Genomic DNA, 13,909 nt, shown 5'->3' with positions numbered 1-13,909 from the left:
CATAGGCGTAGCAGTCGCTCCATCACGGCGCCGAGGGCGAAGCCCGCGACCACGTCGCTCGCCCACCGCGCCAGCACGACGATCCGCGTGAGGAAAGGCCGACGGCCAAGAGCTGGATCGCTCGCCGTGGCCAACGCGGCAGAGTGCCGGCTGCAGATGCAAGCGCACCCATGTGCAGCGCGTGCCCCGACGGAAAGGCGTCCTCCCGCTTGCCCGAGAACGAGACGCCGTGCACGTGCCCCAGCACCGTCCTGCGGTCCGGCCGCGTCTGGTTAAATACCGACTTCAACGTGCGGCAGCAGAGAGGCCGCGACCGTAACGCGCAGCGCGTGATTGCCGGCGCGCTGTATTTGCTCCGACCTGCCGCGGCTGGCAATCCAGCCGGCGACCGCCAAGGTCAGCAGAATTTTTTCGTCGGCGCCCCAGGTCAGCCCGCGCGAAACCATTTCGGCGCGGTGATTGGTGTTGCGCGCCACAATCCGCGATCTCGACATCCGCCTTTGTCGGTTTCACGGTAAGAAGAGTCATCTCCTCGTCCGCAGTGGCAGTCCGCGATCTTCGCAGCGCCTCGTTCAAATTGCACTTGCCATCATAGCGTTCGAAGGAGTTCCAAGTTCATCCGGCTGTCATGGAACTCACGGCTGCTTTCAGAATTGGAAAACCGACCGGAGGCATCGTGCGGAATAAGCGAAGTGCGCGTTGGCTGATATCGAGCGGGACCGCGATCGCCGCGTGTCTCGCCACCGGCTATTTGCTGGGCGGAAAACACTCCGGCGCCGTTCATGCCGATTCCGGCGTCACGACAGAGCAAGCCGCTTCCCAAGCCGGCGCCAAGTTTCTGCCGAGCGATGCCCGGCTCAAAATCGAGCCCAAGTAACCTCAAGCGGACCGGCTGGATAGGAACGGCCGGCGTCCGACTGCCGTTAGCTCCCCGTGTCTGCCCTCGCCCCCTACATCGGCGGCATCGCCGCCTTCCTCGCCTCTCTGTCCTACGTTCCTCAGGTCCGGAAGGCCTGGCCTCGCGGGTCTACGGCGGACCTGTCGCTGGGCATGCTGGCCTCGCTGACCCTCGGTCTCGCGCTTTGGATCGTCTACGGACTCATTCAGGAAGATTGGGTCATCGTCGGCTCGAACCTCGTCGGTGCCACGCTCGCCGGCATCGTTCTCGGCTGCAAGGTCCGCGACCTTTCGCCGGCGCGGGAACGTCGACCGAGCCCGTCCGCCGTGCCTATCTTTCGAGGAAAGAGCGATGTCGAAAGAGGATGAGCTGAACGACGGCCCTCCCGGTCCCGATGCGGTACATATCAGCGTCGACATGCAGCGCATGTTCGCGGAAGGCACCGAGTGGAAGATGCCATGGCTCTCGCGCGTCCTGCCGAACATCGTCGAGATCACGGCGGCAAATCCCGAACGTACCATCTTCACCCGTCTTATCCCGGCACAAAAATCCGGCGAAGGCGTCGGAATGTGGCGCCGCTACTACGAACGCCGGAGCTCGATGACCATCGACGAGCTCGGTCCGGAAATGGTCGATCTGGTCCCCGACCTCGCGCGCTTCGTGCCGTCGGCTCGCACCTTCGGCAAGCATGTCTATTCGCCTTGGACGGGCAGGGGCGACGCGCCTGAACCGCCATCGGGGGGCGCGGTTGTCCCGCATCTGCGACTAGTCAGAGCAAGTAGGAAGGCCGGACGGCTTCAGGATACCGCTCATGAATGTTGATGTTTTGATAGTCGGGGACGGGCCGGCGGGCTTGAGCGCGGGTTTGATTTTAGGAAGATGCTCGCGAAAGGTGCTCATCTGTGGCGACAATAAACAGCGAAATCGAGCCTCGCACGCGATTCACGGCCTTTTGGGCCGGGAAGGAAAATCACCCGCGGAGTTCTTGGAGGAGGCGAGGCACGATCTTGCCCGATATGAATCCGTTCAGCTCAAGATTACCCGTGTCGTCGATCTAAAACCCGAAGGCGAAGGGTTTACGTTCGACTGCCCCGATGGCACCGCCGGAAGAGCGGCGAAGGTCTTGCTCGCAACTGGATTGGTCGACGAACTTCCGGAGCTGTCTGGGGTTGAAGAGCTCTTCGGCGCATCCGTCCATCACTGCTTGTATTGCGATGGATTCGAGTACTCCGGCAAACGCGTAGCCGCTTATGGCAAGGGCGACAAGGGTGCGGACCTTGCCCTGGTGATTAAGCATTGGACGCCCGATATCGTTGCTCTGAGCGACGGGACGGAAGTGAGCCCCGAGACGGTTTTAAAGCTTCGACGACAAGGCATAGATCTGCGGAAAGAGCGCATTCGGGCTCTTGATGGCGCCGCTGGAAAACCATGCGTCGTCAGGTTTGAAAGCGGCCCCGATTTGGAGCGGGATGGCCTTTTCTTCTCGACCGGCTGCCATCAGGCGTCCGAGCTATCGGAGCGCCTCGGTTGCCGACGCAACGAGAAGGGCGGCGTCGTGATCGATCCTCTGACCGAAGAAAGCAGCGTCCCAGGTGTGTACGTCGCGATGTCCTCCTAGTCGCGGTCGCGGTCGGCGAGGGAGCCAAGGCAGCCGTTGCCATCAACAAGGCTTTGCTTAGGCGTGACGGATTGTGCGAGTGAATAGGAACCCTTCGTTGGGAGGCCGATTGTCGCTAAGCCCTGTCCCACTCGGCATGTGTTGCGAGAAGGATACTGCAACATGGGGCGTAGGAGCGACTGTCGAGCGGCGAGATCCAGACGTCGCGGCTGAGGTAGATACGATGGTAACCAAAAAGCACGGGGTCATGGTCGAGACGCCCATGGAAGCGCGGCAAGCGGAGCGTGGCCCTTCCATCCTGGCGGTTCTCGCGGCGAGCCTGATCGCCGCCGCCGCCGGCATGGCGGTGGTCTGGTACGTCTTCTTTCGCACCTAGCTCAGCTTATTCTGCAAGTTCTTGGTCCTTTCGATAGTCGTAGCCAAGGTAACTACGAAGTATTTTTGTCTCTTTAGGACACTGAGACGCCCGTCCCCCTCGAACGTGCAAAGCCTGACCTCGTCGTAGTTATCGATTTCCAATTCGCGAAGCAGTGATTTCAACTCCTCCTCGGAGAGCATTTCCTTCCGCAGATTATTTTTCACCAACCAACCGTTTTGAATAAGCTTGAGAGCCGGTGGCTTCAGTAACGGGCGCACGGAGAAATTTGAAGGAAAGCCAGCCGAGAAAGTATTTCCAACAGACGATGGTTAGAACCAGAACGACTCCTTCGGTAACGGAGCTGTAGTCTTTCCCAAGACCGTTCTGCGCAGCATGAGCGATCATGACGATGACCAGCAAGTCAGCCGGACCGAAGTGCCCAGCCTGACGACGCCCGACGAAGCGCAGGATCGCGAACATGCAAAGGTACATGATGCTTCCCCGAACGACGACTTCGGCGATCCCAATTCCGGTACGAAAATTGATTGCCAATCTATCGAAAAGTTCATGGGTCTGCTCCACCGCTGAGACGGGTCTTTGCTGAATGCAACGGACGGTCCGCTTACCGGTTACACCTCCGTTTTTCTGAGGCAACTTCCAGATTTTGCCAGAGAGGTCAGCCCACAAAGGCCGGCCTTTCCACCTAGAAAAATGTCCCTGCCATCACTTGCTGAATGCATCGGCAATATATCGTCGAACGCCGTCCGCTCGAAGCGGGGTCGAAGACGCCTTGCGAGCAGATAACCGCGGTGCGCGCGATTCTAGCTTCGGTGAATAGGCGCCGGTTTGAGAACCGGTCGATGGACAGCGGCTTCCGAAGATGCTGCGGTCGCGAACTTTGGCAGAAGGGACACCATGCCGGCCGGGCGTCGACAAGGCGGGCTTGAGCCGGTTCGCGAGACCCATATCCGCCGCCGCCGTCATTCTGAAGTCCGGAACGCGCATCGGGGTTCTCACGACAGGTTCTCGATCTTGAACGACGGCTTGGCGCTCTCGAACGTATTGCAGAAGCGATGAGTTTATCCCACCGGGAGCGTGCGACTATCGGCGAGAGGCGATGGCTGGTCCCGGGGCCTTTGCCTCGACGGGACCGCCCTGCAACAACGCCCGTCTTTTCGCAACCGCATGATGGAACAGCTCAAGGACCAGGCCGAACGCGGCCATGTCCTCCTGTTCGATAGCTCCTCCGTCGTAGCGCTTGAGGGTTTCCGCGATGATCGCGTCGACCTCCCGCTGCGAAGCCAGCAAGTCCTGTTCAGATCCGGCATCGCGGACCTCGGTGATCACCGCGAGAATGCGGTTGCGGTAACGGTGTTGTCGTCACGTTCGTCCCTGTTCAGATATCGGCGCAGCCAGGCGGCGGCCGAACCGATCCCGGAAAGCAGAAGCAGAGCGAACCAGAAGTAGTCGCTATACTTGTCCAGAAATGTCCGCTCGGTCCCGTTGATTACTGCCGCGGCTCCCCCTGTGCACTGAGGGCTCGGCCTCCTTCTCCGTATCGGGCTTTGTGATGCGGGCGGCGCCCGCGACGCGTTGCGTGATCGCATCGCGTACGGCGAAAAGCTGCCGGTAAAAGGCAGCTGCTCTGGCTTCTGATAGTTCCTTTCTGGCCAGGATGAGATGGTTGACGCTAATTGTGTCGATCTTGTCGTCGGGCCAGGCGGGCTTGGCGTTGAAAACGCTGCCTGGAATTTCCTCGGCTTCGTAGCGCGGATGCCGCAGGGCAATTGCCTCAGATGCTTCGACCGGAAGAAACTTCGGCGCTCCGCGCGATCGGGACGTCGCTGCGATGGCAGCAGTCGTAATTTTGCTGTCGAGGGGACCGACGGCGAGGTACGCATCCAGCGTGGTGTCCTGCGCCAGCCTTTCGATCTCGTCGGTCCCGAACTGAGCCGTGGCAACCTTATCGGCCGGCACGCCTGAGCCCTCAAGAATCGTGCGCAGGAGCGCGACGTTGGCGCCGGTCTTTCCGATGATGCCGACCTTATGTCCCGCGAGATCGGCGATCTCACCGATCTTCGCGGTGGCCCTCTTCTTGGAGTCCTTGCCTGCTGTTCCGGAAGGCGCCCATATCACGACGTAGTTCTTGCGCAGGACAGCGAGCGTCTGGGCGTCGCTCGGCATAGCAAGGTCGCTGCGCCCGACCGCCAAGTCGGTCTTGCCGGTGCCCATGAGGGTCAGCGATTCGGCAGCTCCTGGAGTGGTGAGAGGGGCAAGCCTGACGGTCCTGCTTTCCTCCTCGAAGGCCTCGGCCATCGCGTGAACGACCTGGTGGTCTTCGCTGCCTGAAGGACCAACGGCGATCCGAAGAGTCTCGGGCTGCAGGACGTAAAATAGGCCGGCCGCTGCAGCACCGAAGGCGACGAAGCCCGCAGCCAACACGATCAGGAGCCGTCGTTGGCGTCGATCGGCAGTACCATTGGCCGGGGCAGAAGACGACATCAGCAGACCTTTTGGCGGGGTGGCGCTATGGGGTCGTCTCCGTGCGGGATTAAGACCACATCATCGAGCAAGCCATACCAACGATGCACAGGAACATCGCGACGGTCGCGGTCCAGCCTAGCCAATAGACCGGCCCCGTAATCATCAGATCCCCCATCACCGATTTGCGCTGTACAAGCAGCATCATCACGGTCATGATCGGAGCGGCCAGTATACCGTTGATGACCGCGCTCCAATAGAGCGCTTTGATCGGGTCGAGCGCGGTAAAGTTGAGCCCGACGCCGAGCGCGACCGAGAGTGCAAGTACACCATAGAACGCGACCGCCTCCTTTGGCTTTCGCGACAGGCCGACCGGCCATTTGCGACCTTCTCCGATAGCGTAGGCGGTCGAGCCGGCCAGCACCGGGATCGCGAGAAGACCTGTCCCAATAATGCCGAGCGCGAAGATCAGCTCAGCCAGAGCTCCCGCGACGGGACGTAAAGCTTCGGCGGCCTGGGCTGACGATTCGATGTCGGTCTTGCCGGAGGCGTGCAACGTTGCCGCCGTCGTCATGATGATTGCGATGGCGATGACGTTCGACACTGCCATGCCGACTAGCGTATCGATCCGAATCCTCTTGACCTCCTCGTCTTCCTTCTCCGGCTCGCGCTTAAGCGGCTTCTTGTCAGGATCGATCCGCTGTTCCTCCGCTTCTTGAGAGGATTGCCAAATGAACAGGTAGGGCGAAATCGTCGTCCCGAGGATCGCGACTAAAGTCGTCAGAAAGGGCCCATTCCATTGGATCTTCGGAATCAGCAGTCCCTTCAGCGCTTCGCCCCAAGGCACTTTTGCGAGAAAAAGCGCGATGACATATGCGAGCAGAACGAGCGTCAGCCATTTCAAGATCGCCACATAACGCTCATACTTGAAGAAGATCTGCGCGACGACAGAAATCGCGCCGAAGAAAACAACGTAAAGCGTGCCGGGTCCACCGATCAGAAGCTTGAGGGCATCGCCCATAGCCCCGAGGTCGGCGGCAACGTTGATCGTATTGGCAACGAAAAGCAGCACGATCATGGACCAGATGACGGGTGCGGGGAAATTTCGGCAGACGTTTCCGGCGATGCCGTGGCCCGTCACGCGGCCGATGCGGCCCGAGATCTCCTGGATCGCGGCCATCAGCGGATAGGTGAACAACATGGTCCAACCAATGCCGAATCCTAGCTGGGCGCCCGCTTGGCTGTATGTGCCGATACCGGATGGATCGTCGTCGGAAGCGCCGGTGATGAGGCCGGGCCCCAAGCGCTGCAAGAAGCTGTCCTGATCCTGGTTCTCGACTGGCTTCTTGCGCGTTTTTCTGCTCGCCACCTCTTCGCTCCCCGTCGCTGCCATGGATCCGATTCCGGAACTTATAACGTCTGTGCAGGCCTATAGTTCGGAGTGTGCAGTTTTGACCACAGACCAAGTGCCATGGACGGCAAAGTTGTAACCACGTCCAAAACCTGCATCATGCTGTCATGGTTGGACGGGTCTCATGCATCGCCTGTTGATCTTGCTTGGAGCATCACTGCTGTGTGGCGTCGCACTCGCTCAAGAGGACAAGAAGACCGACGACCTCAAGCCCGCTGATCCTGATACCGGCGAAAGCACCGTGCAGGAGACGACGCTGGGCTTGCTGCCCAACCCCTTCGAGAAGCAGGGCATCAAGTTTGCGGTCACCTACATCGGCGAGGTTTTGGGGAATCCGTCCGGAGGCGCAAAACAGAGCGCCGTGTACGAGGATCGCATAAACTTCGCTTTCGACGCCGATCTCGAGAAGTTGGTGGGGCTTAAGCAGGTCACGTTCCACGCCAACGTCTTTCAGATAGACGGCGGGGGGCTATCCCGAGGTTCGCTGTTCAATTTCATGGACGTTAGCGGTATTGAGGCACTGCCAACGACCCGTCTCTATGAGGCTTGGTTCGAAAGGAAGTGGGGCGAAAAGATCGCGCTTAGAGCGGGACAGCTTGCCGCCGATACAGAATTTATGACGTCGAAGTATACGGACGTCTTCACGAACGCCTCTCTCGGTTGGCCGGCCGGCCTGTCGCTCAATCTTCCGAGCGGCGGTCCTTCGCCACCGCTCGCCGCCATGGGAGTCCGTCTGCGTGCCGACTTGAGCGACAATCTCTCAGTGCTTGGGGCCGTTTTCGATGGTGATGCCGCAGGCCCTGGCTCCAGCGACCCGCAGCTGCGCAACCGATATGGCGTGAATTTCCGGGTGAATGATCCGCCGCTCGTTCTCTACGAAGCACAACTGCAGTGGAACGCGAAAAAGGGGGATCCGGGCCTCGATGGCAAGCTCAAGCTTGGCGGATGGCGGCATTTCGGCAGCTCTGCGGACCTGCGTTTTGATACGGCCGGCATTTCACTGGCGGATCCCGCGAGTTCAGGAACACCTGCCAGCTTTTCCGGCGACTACGGTCTTTACGCCGTCTTCGAACAGAAGCTATATCGCGTCGGCCGCGACGACGATCGCGGCATCGGCATATTCGCACGCGGGTCCTATGGACCGTCCGATCGCAATTTGATCGATATGTACGCCGACGGTGGCCTCGAGTTCATCGGGCTGTCCGACGCGCGTCCACACGACAAGTTCGGCATCGCAGCTGCTTACGCCCACGTATCGCGCCGCGCGCAGGCACTTGATCGGGACTTCCAGTCGATCTCCGGGCTGCGATGGCCTCTGCGGACCTCGGAAGAGCTACTGACCGCTGTCTACCAGTACGAAGTTCAAGCCGGTCTGACGATTCAGCCTAATGTCCAGTTCATCCGTCGTCCCGGTGGAGGCGCCACGGATCCCCTCGGGACATCGGCCGGAAGGCATCTCAAGAATGCGACGGTTGTCGGATTACGGTCGGTCATCAAGTTCTGATTCACCATGGCTCTCTCCGCTAGGGCACGTGCACGATATCGGGAAAAATAGGCAACTCTTCTTCTGTTTTCCCGGAACCTTGCCATCTTTGGCGGGTTTTCGCATGCCGCATATGGCGGCGAGGAGAACAACATGAACAATCTTCGATTGACGACAGCGCTGGCAGCGCTGATTTCGACGGGCGCGATGGCGCAGTCGAGCGTCGTCACCACCACCACGGGCACAGGTCACGCGGCCGCCGTGCAGATCGAGCCGGAATACCGCACCAAGATCCGCACCTACGTCACCGAGCACAAGGTTCGTCCGGTGCAGCAGAAGATCGTGGTCGGCCAGCCCGTGCCGCGCGAAGTCCAACTCGAGGCGGTGCCTGCCGACTGGGGTTCTTCGCTCACCAAGTACCGCTATGTCTACTCGGGCGAGCGCGTCATGCTGGTCGATCCGTCGACCCGCACGGTCGTCCAGGAGATCGACTAAGCCTTCTCGGCGGGTCGCTGATCGCAGCGGCCCGGCACCCCGCGGCCCCACCGATATCTGATTTCTCATTTGCGAGCGGCCGTCCATGCCGATCATGCGCTATTTCGTCTTCGTCGGCGGATTCTTGCTGGCGCTGCTCGTCGCTGCGGATCGGTATCTGCCCGCTCCCATCGAAGCCACCGCGGTGCCCGACCCCGACAGGACCATCATCCGGATAAAATCGGCGAGGAACCTTCCGGAGAAGATCGTCTTCGACACCAGCCCGCAGGCTGAAGCGCCGATCATCGCGCAGACCGATCCGCTCCCTGAAGAACCTCGGCAGCAACTGCGAGAGACCATGGCCGCCGTGCCTGCAGCCCCTTCCGGCGAGGCCCGGAAGGAAGCGCCGGCCCGCGTTGCGGCGGTCCTCAAGCATCCGAAACGGTCGGCAAAGCTGCAGAAGCGGACACCCGACCGGCGTCTCGCGCTCGAGCGGACCGATCCATTTGCCGACAGGTCGTGGTGAGCGGAAAGCTCGACCGGGGTTCAAAGGAAAAGGCCGCTCCCTCAGGGTGCGGCCTTCGTTGCCTTGACGTACGCGCGCTCTCACCAGTGGCGGTGGTGCCGGTGCCAGTGGTGCCGAACGACCGGATAGGAGGCGCCGTAATAGGCGTAGGCCGGGCGAACGACGCGGCGATAGCGATAACCGTAGGACACCGGCGCCGTGTAGTAGGTCGTCGTGTAGCCGCCGCCCCAGCGATACGGCTCGTCGTAGTCGTAGGCGTAGGGACCGCCATAGTAGCCGGCCCTATAGTAGCCGGGCCCGCCGTAGTAACCGTAGCCCGGTCCCCAGCCATATGCCGAGGAGGCGAGGCCGCCGAGCACGGCACCGGCAACAAGGCCGCCGGCGATGCCCGGTCCCCATCCGCCCCACCCACCTCGCCAATGGGCTTCGGCAGGAGACGTCGTGGCCACCGAGGCCAAACCAAGGGCGCCGACCATCAGCGCCGACATTGCAATCTTCTTCATCGAGCATCCTTTCAAGCTGTTCGTGCGCCCCACCGACAACGGGAAAAAATGGCAATAGTTTCTCTCGCCCCGGCGTGGCGAGCGGGCAATGGATGCTCGGTGCCTGGGCAGCTTCGCTTGAGAGGATCGAGCTTGGACCACAACAGCAAGCCCCGGTTGGGTTCAGTTCATGTTGCGTCGCGGAAGCTCTCGACCGTCTTCGCTTGATCTGACCGCGTTAACTTTGTTGAGTTCACCGAACAGCGTTTCCGAGTAAACTAACTCTTCTTGCTTTGGGGGTTCCCATGTTCGATCCGGCCACGAACACACTCTTGCGCGCCGCCTTCGATGAGGTCTGCGAGGACGTCTCGCGCCACGAAACCGCGGCGCGCACCCATGTAGCCTCGAGAATCCTGGAAGCGGCCACCGACGGCGACACCTCGCCCGAGAGGCTGAGGCAGGCCGGACGCGAGGCTCTCCACGACGCGCCGGCGATGGGGCAATAGGGGGAAGGCGGGGGTGAACTTCCAGGTCACTGTGCTCAAGATCCTGGTGAGCCATCCCGACGGGTTCGCCGTCATGGCTGATCTCAAGCGCGACATGGCGATACTGGCGACGAGCGGGCGTGACTGGGCGGACCGCACCAAGCGCCTGGCCGCTCGCGTGCCGAAGCTCGACATCTTCTCGCAAGGACTGGTCGAGCGGCTGAACGGCGGATGGCGGATCACGGAGAAGGGCCGATCCGTGCTCGAGTTCATGGAAGCAAGGTCTATCGAGAGGATGACGGAGAGCGTTGCGCCCGCCGTGGAGTTGCCGGGGTCAAGTCCTGCGGCTACCCCTCTCGCCGCAAGGCGCTCTGGCCGAAGCCAGCGCCTGCAGCGCCGACGTGCGGCACGCGAGCGGGCCCGCGCAAAAGCGTGCTAAATGCGCGATTGTCCGGTTGACGCGGCTTACCGGGAAAAACCGGAAACTTTCCGAAGCGCATTGAGTTGGCAGCGACTGGGTTCGTCTCCGGAGAGTGAGCATGGCCGGCAACGTCGTCTTGAAGAACGCCACGGAGACCGCCTGGACCGTGTATCGGACGCGACAACCTGATATCGAGATGGCCGACGCTGTCTCATGGAGCGCCACCTGCATCGGAGATGGGAAGAGCGACAGAGCGATGCCGAAGAACTCGCGACCTTCGGTTTAGCCTACCTGCACCGGCTCCCCAGAGACGAATGTTGATTTGCATGAAAATGCTCGTCGCGCGCGTTGCCAAAGGAAGCACAAGGCCCAGTTGGACGCTGCTCGCGATTTCCTTTCTCATTTCCGCGGTCCTTGCGGTCGGCTTGCGCAGCGCACTTGGGGCCTAGCTCGATGCAAATCGCCCAGCTGCCCCGTTGGCCGAAAGCGTCCCTCCGAAGCTGTTCGGTGGCACCGAGCGGGTGATCGCCTGGCTGGTCGACGAACTGGTCGACCTCGGCCACGACGTCACCCTGTTCGCCAGCGCGACTCCGCCACGAAGGCCAAGCTCCACGCCGTGTGGCCGCGCGCGTTGCGCCTGGGGCGGCGGGGTGTCGACGCGAACGCCGCCTGCTCGCTGCTGATGAGGCCGTCGCCGACCATGCGCACGAATTCGTCATCCACTCCCATGTCAACTGGCTGCCGCTGCCGGTATTGAGCCGGATAGGCGTGCCGTTTCTGACGACGATGCACGGCCGGCTCGACCATCCGGGCCTGTCCGACGTGATCGGGACGTTCGGATCAGAGGAAAGCGGCATCGGAACCGTTGGTGAAGTTGCGTGGAAGGCAAGGACCGCCGACGCGTAGCTGCCGTTCCTAGCTCTCTTTGAGCTGCAAGCGGAGCTCTGTCAGGCTACTCCCAGACTTCCTGGAGGCAGTCAAAGCATCGATAAAACGGCACCATCCTGTCGTTCTTCACGTCGAGAATTGACGTCGCGTAGCGTGACGGCATTTTGCACTTCGGGCATTGTGGCCCCAGCCGGGGGGGCCGGGCCAACGACGGCTCAGCTTCGCCTTGTTCAGACACGACTCACCTCGGTGCGATGCGTGTTCCTAAGTACCATAGTGAACATGGGTTCCATGCTCAAAACGATCCGCGATAATCATTTTTCCGAAGCGGGTTCGAACCTCGAAAAAAGGAACCCGCTAGATTTCAGAAGCTTGACTCGTGATGGTCATGAAACTGGCGGAGCGAGCGACGCGGGTTCGGCCGGACTTGAAGGTTCTACAGCTATCCGGCCGTGAGCGGCGGCGCGATGCTTTTCCGATGATCCGGAAGCCATTCTCCGAAGAAGATCTGGCCCGCGTCATGGAGCAGACAACTGGCCTCTGTTAGCCCAACAGCTTCGCCATGCAGCGCTGAAGCTCGTCCAGAGGAAAAGGCTTTTGCAGAACCGGACGATCCTTGAAGGTCTGCGGCATCCCGCCGGCCCCATAGCCGCTCGCAAAGGCAAATAGGATGTTGCGTTTTTCCAACTCTACGGCGATGGGCTCAGAACTATCTTTGCCGAGCTGCAGATCCAGGATTGCGGCATCGACGCCCGGCTCAGACGCGAGCAACAGTCCACTCGTCAGATCGTGGGCTTGTCCCGCAACGCGATGACCAAGCTCGGTTAGCATGTCCGCAATCATCATTCGGATCAGAGCTTCGTCTTCGACCAAGAGCACGGACGCCATAAGTTTTTTCTTTCAGCTATTGGCGTTGCGACCTGGCCGCCGCTGCAAAGGCGCGCAGCCCTACAGCGCTTAGCTCTCCAAGAGAATGTTGGCCCGCTTCGGCAGATTGCAAAAGCTGCTCCGCGACTACCTTCCGAACCTCATGGTCTCCGCCGCTCTGAAACTCACGGCAGACCTCTTCCAGAACCACGTCCAAATTCGACATAACACGATCCGACAGAGACATCGCACATAAGTACGTTCCGCTAAAAGGAACCTTTGTTCCCCGTCCTTGTTCCATGTCAAAGCTGGTAAGCCTCATTTCGCGGTGCAACAAGGTAGGCTGCAATGGGAAAAAGCCGTGCTCGGATCAAGCATGCAAAAACCTTCCAGGAGCGTTTGATCGAAGAGGCTGCCAAATTTCGCGAAGTGGCTGAGCAGCTGGCGCCCGGCACCGAACGCGACCTCCTAATGAAGCGGGTACATCAGGCCGAGCAAGCAGCGCAGATCGACAATTGGCTTACTAAGCCGAATGCCGGCACGCCTGCATCGATCGGCAATATGTTGAGGACGGGGGCTTCGCGCTGATATTCATCTAAATGCACCCGCGATGCCCATCCCACCAGAGCATTGTCCATCGAATCTCGAGCGGAGAAGGTTTCCTGGACATGCGACATAGCCGGTTGCGTGCGATTCTTACCCTTGATCCAGTCTTTCGATCGGCCAGCCCCATAACGGCGATCGCGCCGTTTGGAAACGAGGCCCTCAGGCCTAGGCGCACCCCTGCGCGATACAGCTCCGGACCGATCTCGCCTTACTCGACGGAGCGATGAACATGTCTTCCGGCTGGCCGGGCAGCGAATGGTCGCGGAGATCCGCGCCTCTTTCGCGCCCGACACTCCGTCAGTCTTAAAGCCTGACCGAACTTCCGGAGATGTGCAATGAACAAGTCCGAGCTTCTGCTCGCCTGCCGCGCGACGCCTAGCACCCCATATTCGAATGGACCGCTCGTTTCTGCCAACGTGAAGGCCGGCCATTTCAAGCCCTGGGACACATTCCGATGACCACCGTTAGTCGACCGGCACAAACCTACGGTGCGTCGGCAGGCTGCCAAGCCATCGAGCGATTGACTGGGCGGCGCAGTAAGTGTAGCGAGCGCGCCCGCTATCTCAGATCCCGCATTTTGCATGCGAGAACGGTGCCGGCCAGGGTCGCGCCGACAACGTTGGCGCACGATGATCCAGTCGCTTCGAATTAAGCCGTAGATGATCCAAAGTACCAGTCCCGCAGTGAGCGCCGTCAACATGCCAAGCGAAAGGTCTCCGGTCGACCCCCGTGGCCATGCCTTCTTGACTTGGGGAATGTAGGAAAGGGACGCCAGCGTGGCTGCGAGTCCGCCGAGGTAGGGTGCGAATTCTATCATGGCGCCATTCGCCTACCCGCCGAGACCAGCCGAAACGGATCTCGGTAAAGGAAACCTGCCGGCTCTTTCGAAAGGACCTTGCAGGGTAGGATCC

At 60.7% G+C, this 13,909-nt stretch carries 19 protein-coding genes and 2 pseudogenes; 12 read left to right on the top strand and 9 right to left on the bottom strand.

Translation table 11 applies throughout. The annotated features are described in order from the left end of the window. Positions 1-22: 22 nt before the first annotated feature. Both QRQ56_RS30710 and QRQ56_RS30705 read right to left on the bottom strand, forming a co-directional pair. Positions 23-289 (bottom strand): phosphatase PAP2 family protein, encoded by a 267-nt coding sequence (locus tag QRQ56_RS30710; protein WP_438745036.1) that lies wholly within the window; start codon positions 287-289, stop codon positions 23-25. Next, positions 273-476 carry a hypothetical protein gene (locus QRQ56_RS30705; protein ID WP_438745035.1) on the bottom strand — a complete coding sequence of 68 codons (204 nt, stop codon included), beginning with the start codon at positions 474-476 and terminating at the stop codon, positions 273-275. Before QRQ56_RS30705 ends, QRQ56_RS30710 begins: the two co-directional genes overlap by 17 nt. A gap of 152 nt (positions 477-628) precedes the next feature. On the opposite strand from QRQ56_RS30705, the gene QRQ56_RS30700 reads away from it, so the two are divergent. The 5 genes from QRQ56_RS30700 (at position 629) to QRQ56_RS30680 (ending at position 2,892) form a co-directional block, all read left to right on the top strand. Beyond that, complete coding sequence (locus QRQ56_RS30700) at positions 629-877, top strand: hypothetical protein (RefSeq protein ID WP_438745034.1); 249 nt, start codon at positions 629-631, stop codon at positions 875-877. A gap of 56 nt (positions 878-933) precedes the next feature. After that, the gene (locus QRQ56_RS30695) at positions 934-1,266 is read left to right on the top strand and encodes a SemiSWEET family sugar transporter (protein WP_438745033.1); all 333 of its coding nucleotides are present in this window, start codon (positions 934-936) and stop codon (positions 1,264-1,266) included. Further along, positions 1,250-1,720 (top strand): isochorismatase family protein, encoded by a 471-nt coding sequence (locus QRQ56_RS30690; RefSeq protein WP_438745032.1) that lies wholly within the window; start codon positions 1,250-1,252, stop codon positions 1,718-1,720. Before QRQ56_RS30695 ends, QRQ56_RS30690 begins: the two co-directional genes overlap by 17 nt. After that, positions 1,710-2,516 (top strand): NAD(P)/FAD-dependent oxidoreductase, encoded by an 807-nt coding sequence (locus QRQ56_RS30685; RefSeq protein WP_438745031.1) that lies wholly within the window; start codon positions 1,710-1,712, stop codon positions 2,514-2,516. Before QRQ56_RS30690 ends, QRQ56_RS30685 begins: the two co-directional genes overlap by 11 nt. 223 nt (positions 2,517-2,739) lie before the next feature. Continuing rightward, positions 2,740-2,892, top strand: coding sequence for a hypothetical protein (locus tag QRQ56_RS30680; RefSeq protein ID WP_438745029.1), 153 nt, complete (start codon positions 2,740-2,742; stop codon positions 2,890-2,892). Here the strand turns inward: QRQ56_RS30680 and QRQ56_RS30675 are convergent. The 4 genes and pseudogenes from QRQ56_RS30675 to QRQ56_RS30660 form a co-directional block, all read right to left on the bottom strand. Beyond that, positions 2,889-3,098 (bottom strand): YetF domain-containing protein, encoded by a 210-nt coding sequence (locus QRQ56_RS30675; protein ID WP_438745028.1) that lies wholly within the window; start codon positions 3,096-3,098, stop codon positions 2,889-2,891. The genes QRQ56_RS30680 and QRQ56_RS30675 overlap by 4 nt on opposite strands. After that, positions 3,088-3,456, bottom strand: coding sequence for a hypothetical protein (locus QRQ56_RS30670; protein WP_438745026.1), 369 nt, complete (start codon positions 3,454-3,456; stop codon positions 3,088-3,090). Before QRQ56_RS30670 ends, QRQ56_RS30675 begins: the two co-directional genes overlap by 11 nt. 519 nt (positions 3,457-3,975) lie before the next feature. Beyond that, positions 3,976-5,376, bottom strand: a pseudogene (locus tag QRQ56_RS30665) (TAXI family TRAP transporter solute-binding subunit). A 49-nt stretch (positions 5,377-5,425) separates the two neighbouring features. Beyond that, positions 5,426-6,748: an Nramp family divalent metal transporter gene (locus QRQ56_RS30660; RefSeq protein ID WP_438745025.1), complete on the bottom strand. Its 1,323-nt coding sequence runs from the start codon at positions 6,746-6,748 to the stop codon at positions 5,426-5,428. Between the two features lie 142 nt (positions 6,749-6,890). Between QRQ56_RS30660 and QRQ56_RS30655 the strand changes: the two genes are divergently transcribed. The 3 genes from QRQ56_RS30655 (at position 6,891) to QRQ56_RS30645 (ending at position 9,249) form a co-directional block, all read left to right on the top strand. Further along, positions 6,891-8,270 carry a carbohydrate porin gene (locus QRQ56_RS30655; RefSeq protein ID WP_438745024.1) on the top strand — a complete coding sequence of 460 codons (1,380 nt, stop codon included), beginning with the start codon at positions 6,891-6,893 and terminating at the stop codon, positions 8,268-8,270. A 132-nt stretch (positions 8,271-8,402) separates the two neighbouring features. Then, a complete protein-coding gene (locus QRQ56_RS30650; protein WP_438745023.1) occupies positions 8,403-8,744 on the top strand; it encodes a DUF1236 domain-containing protein in 342 nt (113 codons plus the stop codon). 85 nt (positions 8,745-8,829) lie between these two features. After that, positions 8,830-9,249: a hypothetical protein gene (locus QRQ56_RS30645; RefSeq protein ID WP_438745021.1), complete on the top strand. Its 420-nt coding sequence runs from the start codon at positions 8,830-8,832 to the stop codon at positions 9,247-9,249. Between the two features lie 80 nt (positions 9,250-9,329). Here the strand turns inward: QRQ56_RS30645 and QRQ56_RS30640 are convergent, their stop codons facing one another. Further along, the gene (locus tag QRQ56_RS30640) at positions 9,330-9,752 is read right to left on the bottom strand and encodes a hypothetical protein (protein ID WP_438745020.1); all 423 of its coding nucleotides are present in this window, start codon (positions 9,750-9,752) and stop codon (positions 9,330-9,332) included. A 284-nt stretch (positions 9,753-10,036) separates the two neighbouring features. Between QRQ56_RS30640 and QRQ56_RS30635 the strand changes: the two genes are divergently transcribed. The 3 genes and pseudogenes from QRQ56_RS30635 to QRQ56_RS30625 form a co-directional block, all read left to right on the top strand. After that, positions 10,037-10,237: a hypothetical protein gene (locus tag QRQ56_RS30635; RefSeq protein WP_438745019.1), complete on the top strand. Its 201-nt coding sequence runs from the start codon at positions 10,037-10,039 to the stop codon at positions 10,235-10,237. A gap of 13 nt (positions 10,238-10,250) precedes the next feature. Further along, a complete protein-coding gene (locus QRQ56_RS30630; RefSeq protein WP_438745018.1) occupies positions 10,251-10,655 on the top strand; it encodes a hypothetical protein in 405 nt (134 codons plus the stop codon). Between the two features lie 435 nt (positions 10,656-11,090). Beyond that, positions 11,091-11,474 (top strand): annotated as a pseudogene (locus QRQ56_RS30625) (glycosyltransferase); the annotation flags it as partial. Between the two features lie 594 nt (positions 11,475-12,068). Here the strand turns inward: QRQ56_RS30625 and QRQ56_RS30620 are convergent. Further along, positions 12,069-12,413, bottom strand: a complete 345-nt coding sequence (locus tag QRQ56_RS30620; protein WP_438745016.1) for a response regulator — start codon at positions 12,411-12,413, stop codon at positions 12,069-12,071. Between the two features lie 327 nt (positions 12,414-12,740). On the opposite strand from QRQ56_RS30620, the gene QRQ56_RS30615 reads away from it, so the two are divergent. Continuing rightward, positions 12,741-12,980, top strand: coding sequence for a hypothetical protein (locus tag QRQ56_RS30615; protein ID WP_438745015.1), 240 nt, complete (start codon positions 12,741-12,743; stop codon positions 12,978-12,980). Between the two features lie 226 nt (positions 12,981-13,206). On the opposite strand, the gene QRQ56_RS30610 is transcribed toward QRQ56_RS30615, so the two are convergent. Further along, positions 13,207-13,815 (bottom strand): SemiSWEET family sugar transporter, encoded by a 609-nt coding sequence (locus QRQ56_RS30610; RefSeq protein WP_438745014.1) that lies wholly within the window; start codon positions 13,813-13,815, stop codon positions 13,207-13,209. Between the last annotated feature and the right edge of the window lie 94 nt (positions 13,816-13,909).

This window comes from Bradyrhizobium sp. U531, from assembly GCF_051710265.1.
In the GTDB taxonomy this organism is placed as follows: Bacteria; Pseudomonadota; Alphaproteobacteria; order Rhizobiales; family Xanthobacteraceae; genus Bradyrhizobium.
Note: the sequence above shows the minus strand (reverse complement) of the source record. Positions and strands in the feature narration are given on the sequence as shown.

What these genes read in the sequence shown, in the direction of transcription:
- QRQ56_RS30645 (WP_438745021.1), top strand. Translation starts at nt 8,830, where the DNA reads ATGCCGATCATGCGCTATTTCGTCTTCGTCGGCGGATTCTTGCTGGCG.
- QRQ56_RS30615 (WP_438745015.1), top strand. Translation starts at nt 12,741, where the DNA reads ATGGGAAAAAGCCGTGCTCGGATCAAGCATGCAAAAACCTTCCAGGAG.
- QRQ56_RS30690 (WP_438745032.1), top strand. Translation starts at nt 1,250, where the DNA reads ATGTCGAAAGAGGATGAGCTGAACGACGGCCCTCCCGGTCCCGATGCG.
- QRQ56_RS30680 (WP_438745029.1), top strand. Translation starts at nt 2,740, where the DNA reads ATGGTAACCAAAAAGCACGGGGTCATGGTCGAGACGCCCATGGAAGCG.
- QRQ56_RS30610 (WP_438745014.1), bottom strand. Translation starts at nt 13,815, where the DNA reads ATGATAGAATTCGCACCCTACCTCGGCGGACTCGCAGCCACGCTGGCG.
- QRQ56_RS30655 (WP_438745024.1), top strand. Translation starts at nt 6,891, where the DNA reads ATGCATCGCCTGTTGATCTTGCTTGGAGCATCACTGCTGTGTGGCGTC.
- QRQ56_RS30685 (WP_438745031.1), top strand. Translation starts at nt 1,710, where the DNA reads ATGAATGTTGATGTTTTGATAGTCGGGGACGGGCCGGCGGGCTTGAGC.
- QRQ56_RS30650 (WP_438745023.1), top strand. Translation starts at nt 8,403, where the DNA reads ATGAACAATCTTCGATTGACGACAGCGCTGGCAGCGCTGATTTCGACG.
- QRQ56_RS30640 (WP_438745020.1), bottom strand. Translation starts at nt 9,752, where the DNA reads ATGAAGAAGATTGCAATGTCGGCGCTGATGGTCGGCGCCCTTGGTTTG.
- QRQ56_RS30660 (WP_438745025.1), bottom strand. Translation starts at nt 6,748, where the DNA reads ATGGCAGCGACGGGGAGCGAAGAGGTGGCGAGCAGAAAAACGCGCAAG.
- QRQ56_RS30620 (WP_438745016.1), bottom strand. Translation starts at nt 12,413, where the DNA reads ATGGCGTCCGTGCTCTTGGTCGAAGACGAAGCTCTGATCCGAATGATG.
- QRQ56_RS30635 (WP_438745019.1), top strand. Translation starts at nt 10,037, where the DNA reads ATGTTCGATCCGGCCACGAACACACTCTTGCGCGCCGCCTTCGATGAG.
- QRQ56_RS30700 (WP_438745034.1), top strand. Translation starts at nt 629, where the DNA reads ATGGAACTCACGGCTGCTTTCAGAATTGGAAAACCGACCGGAGGCATC.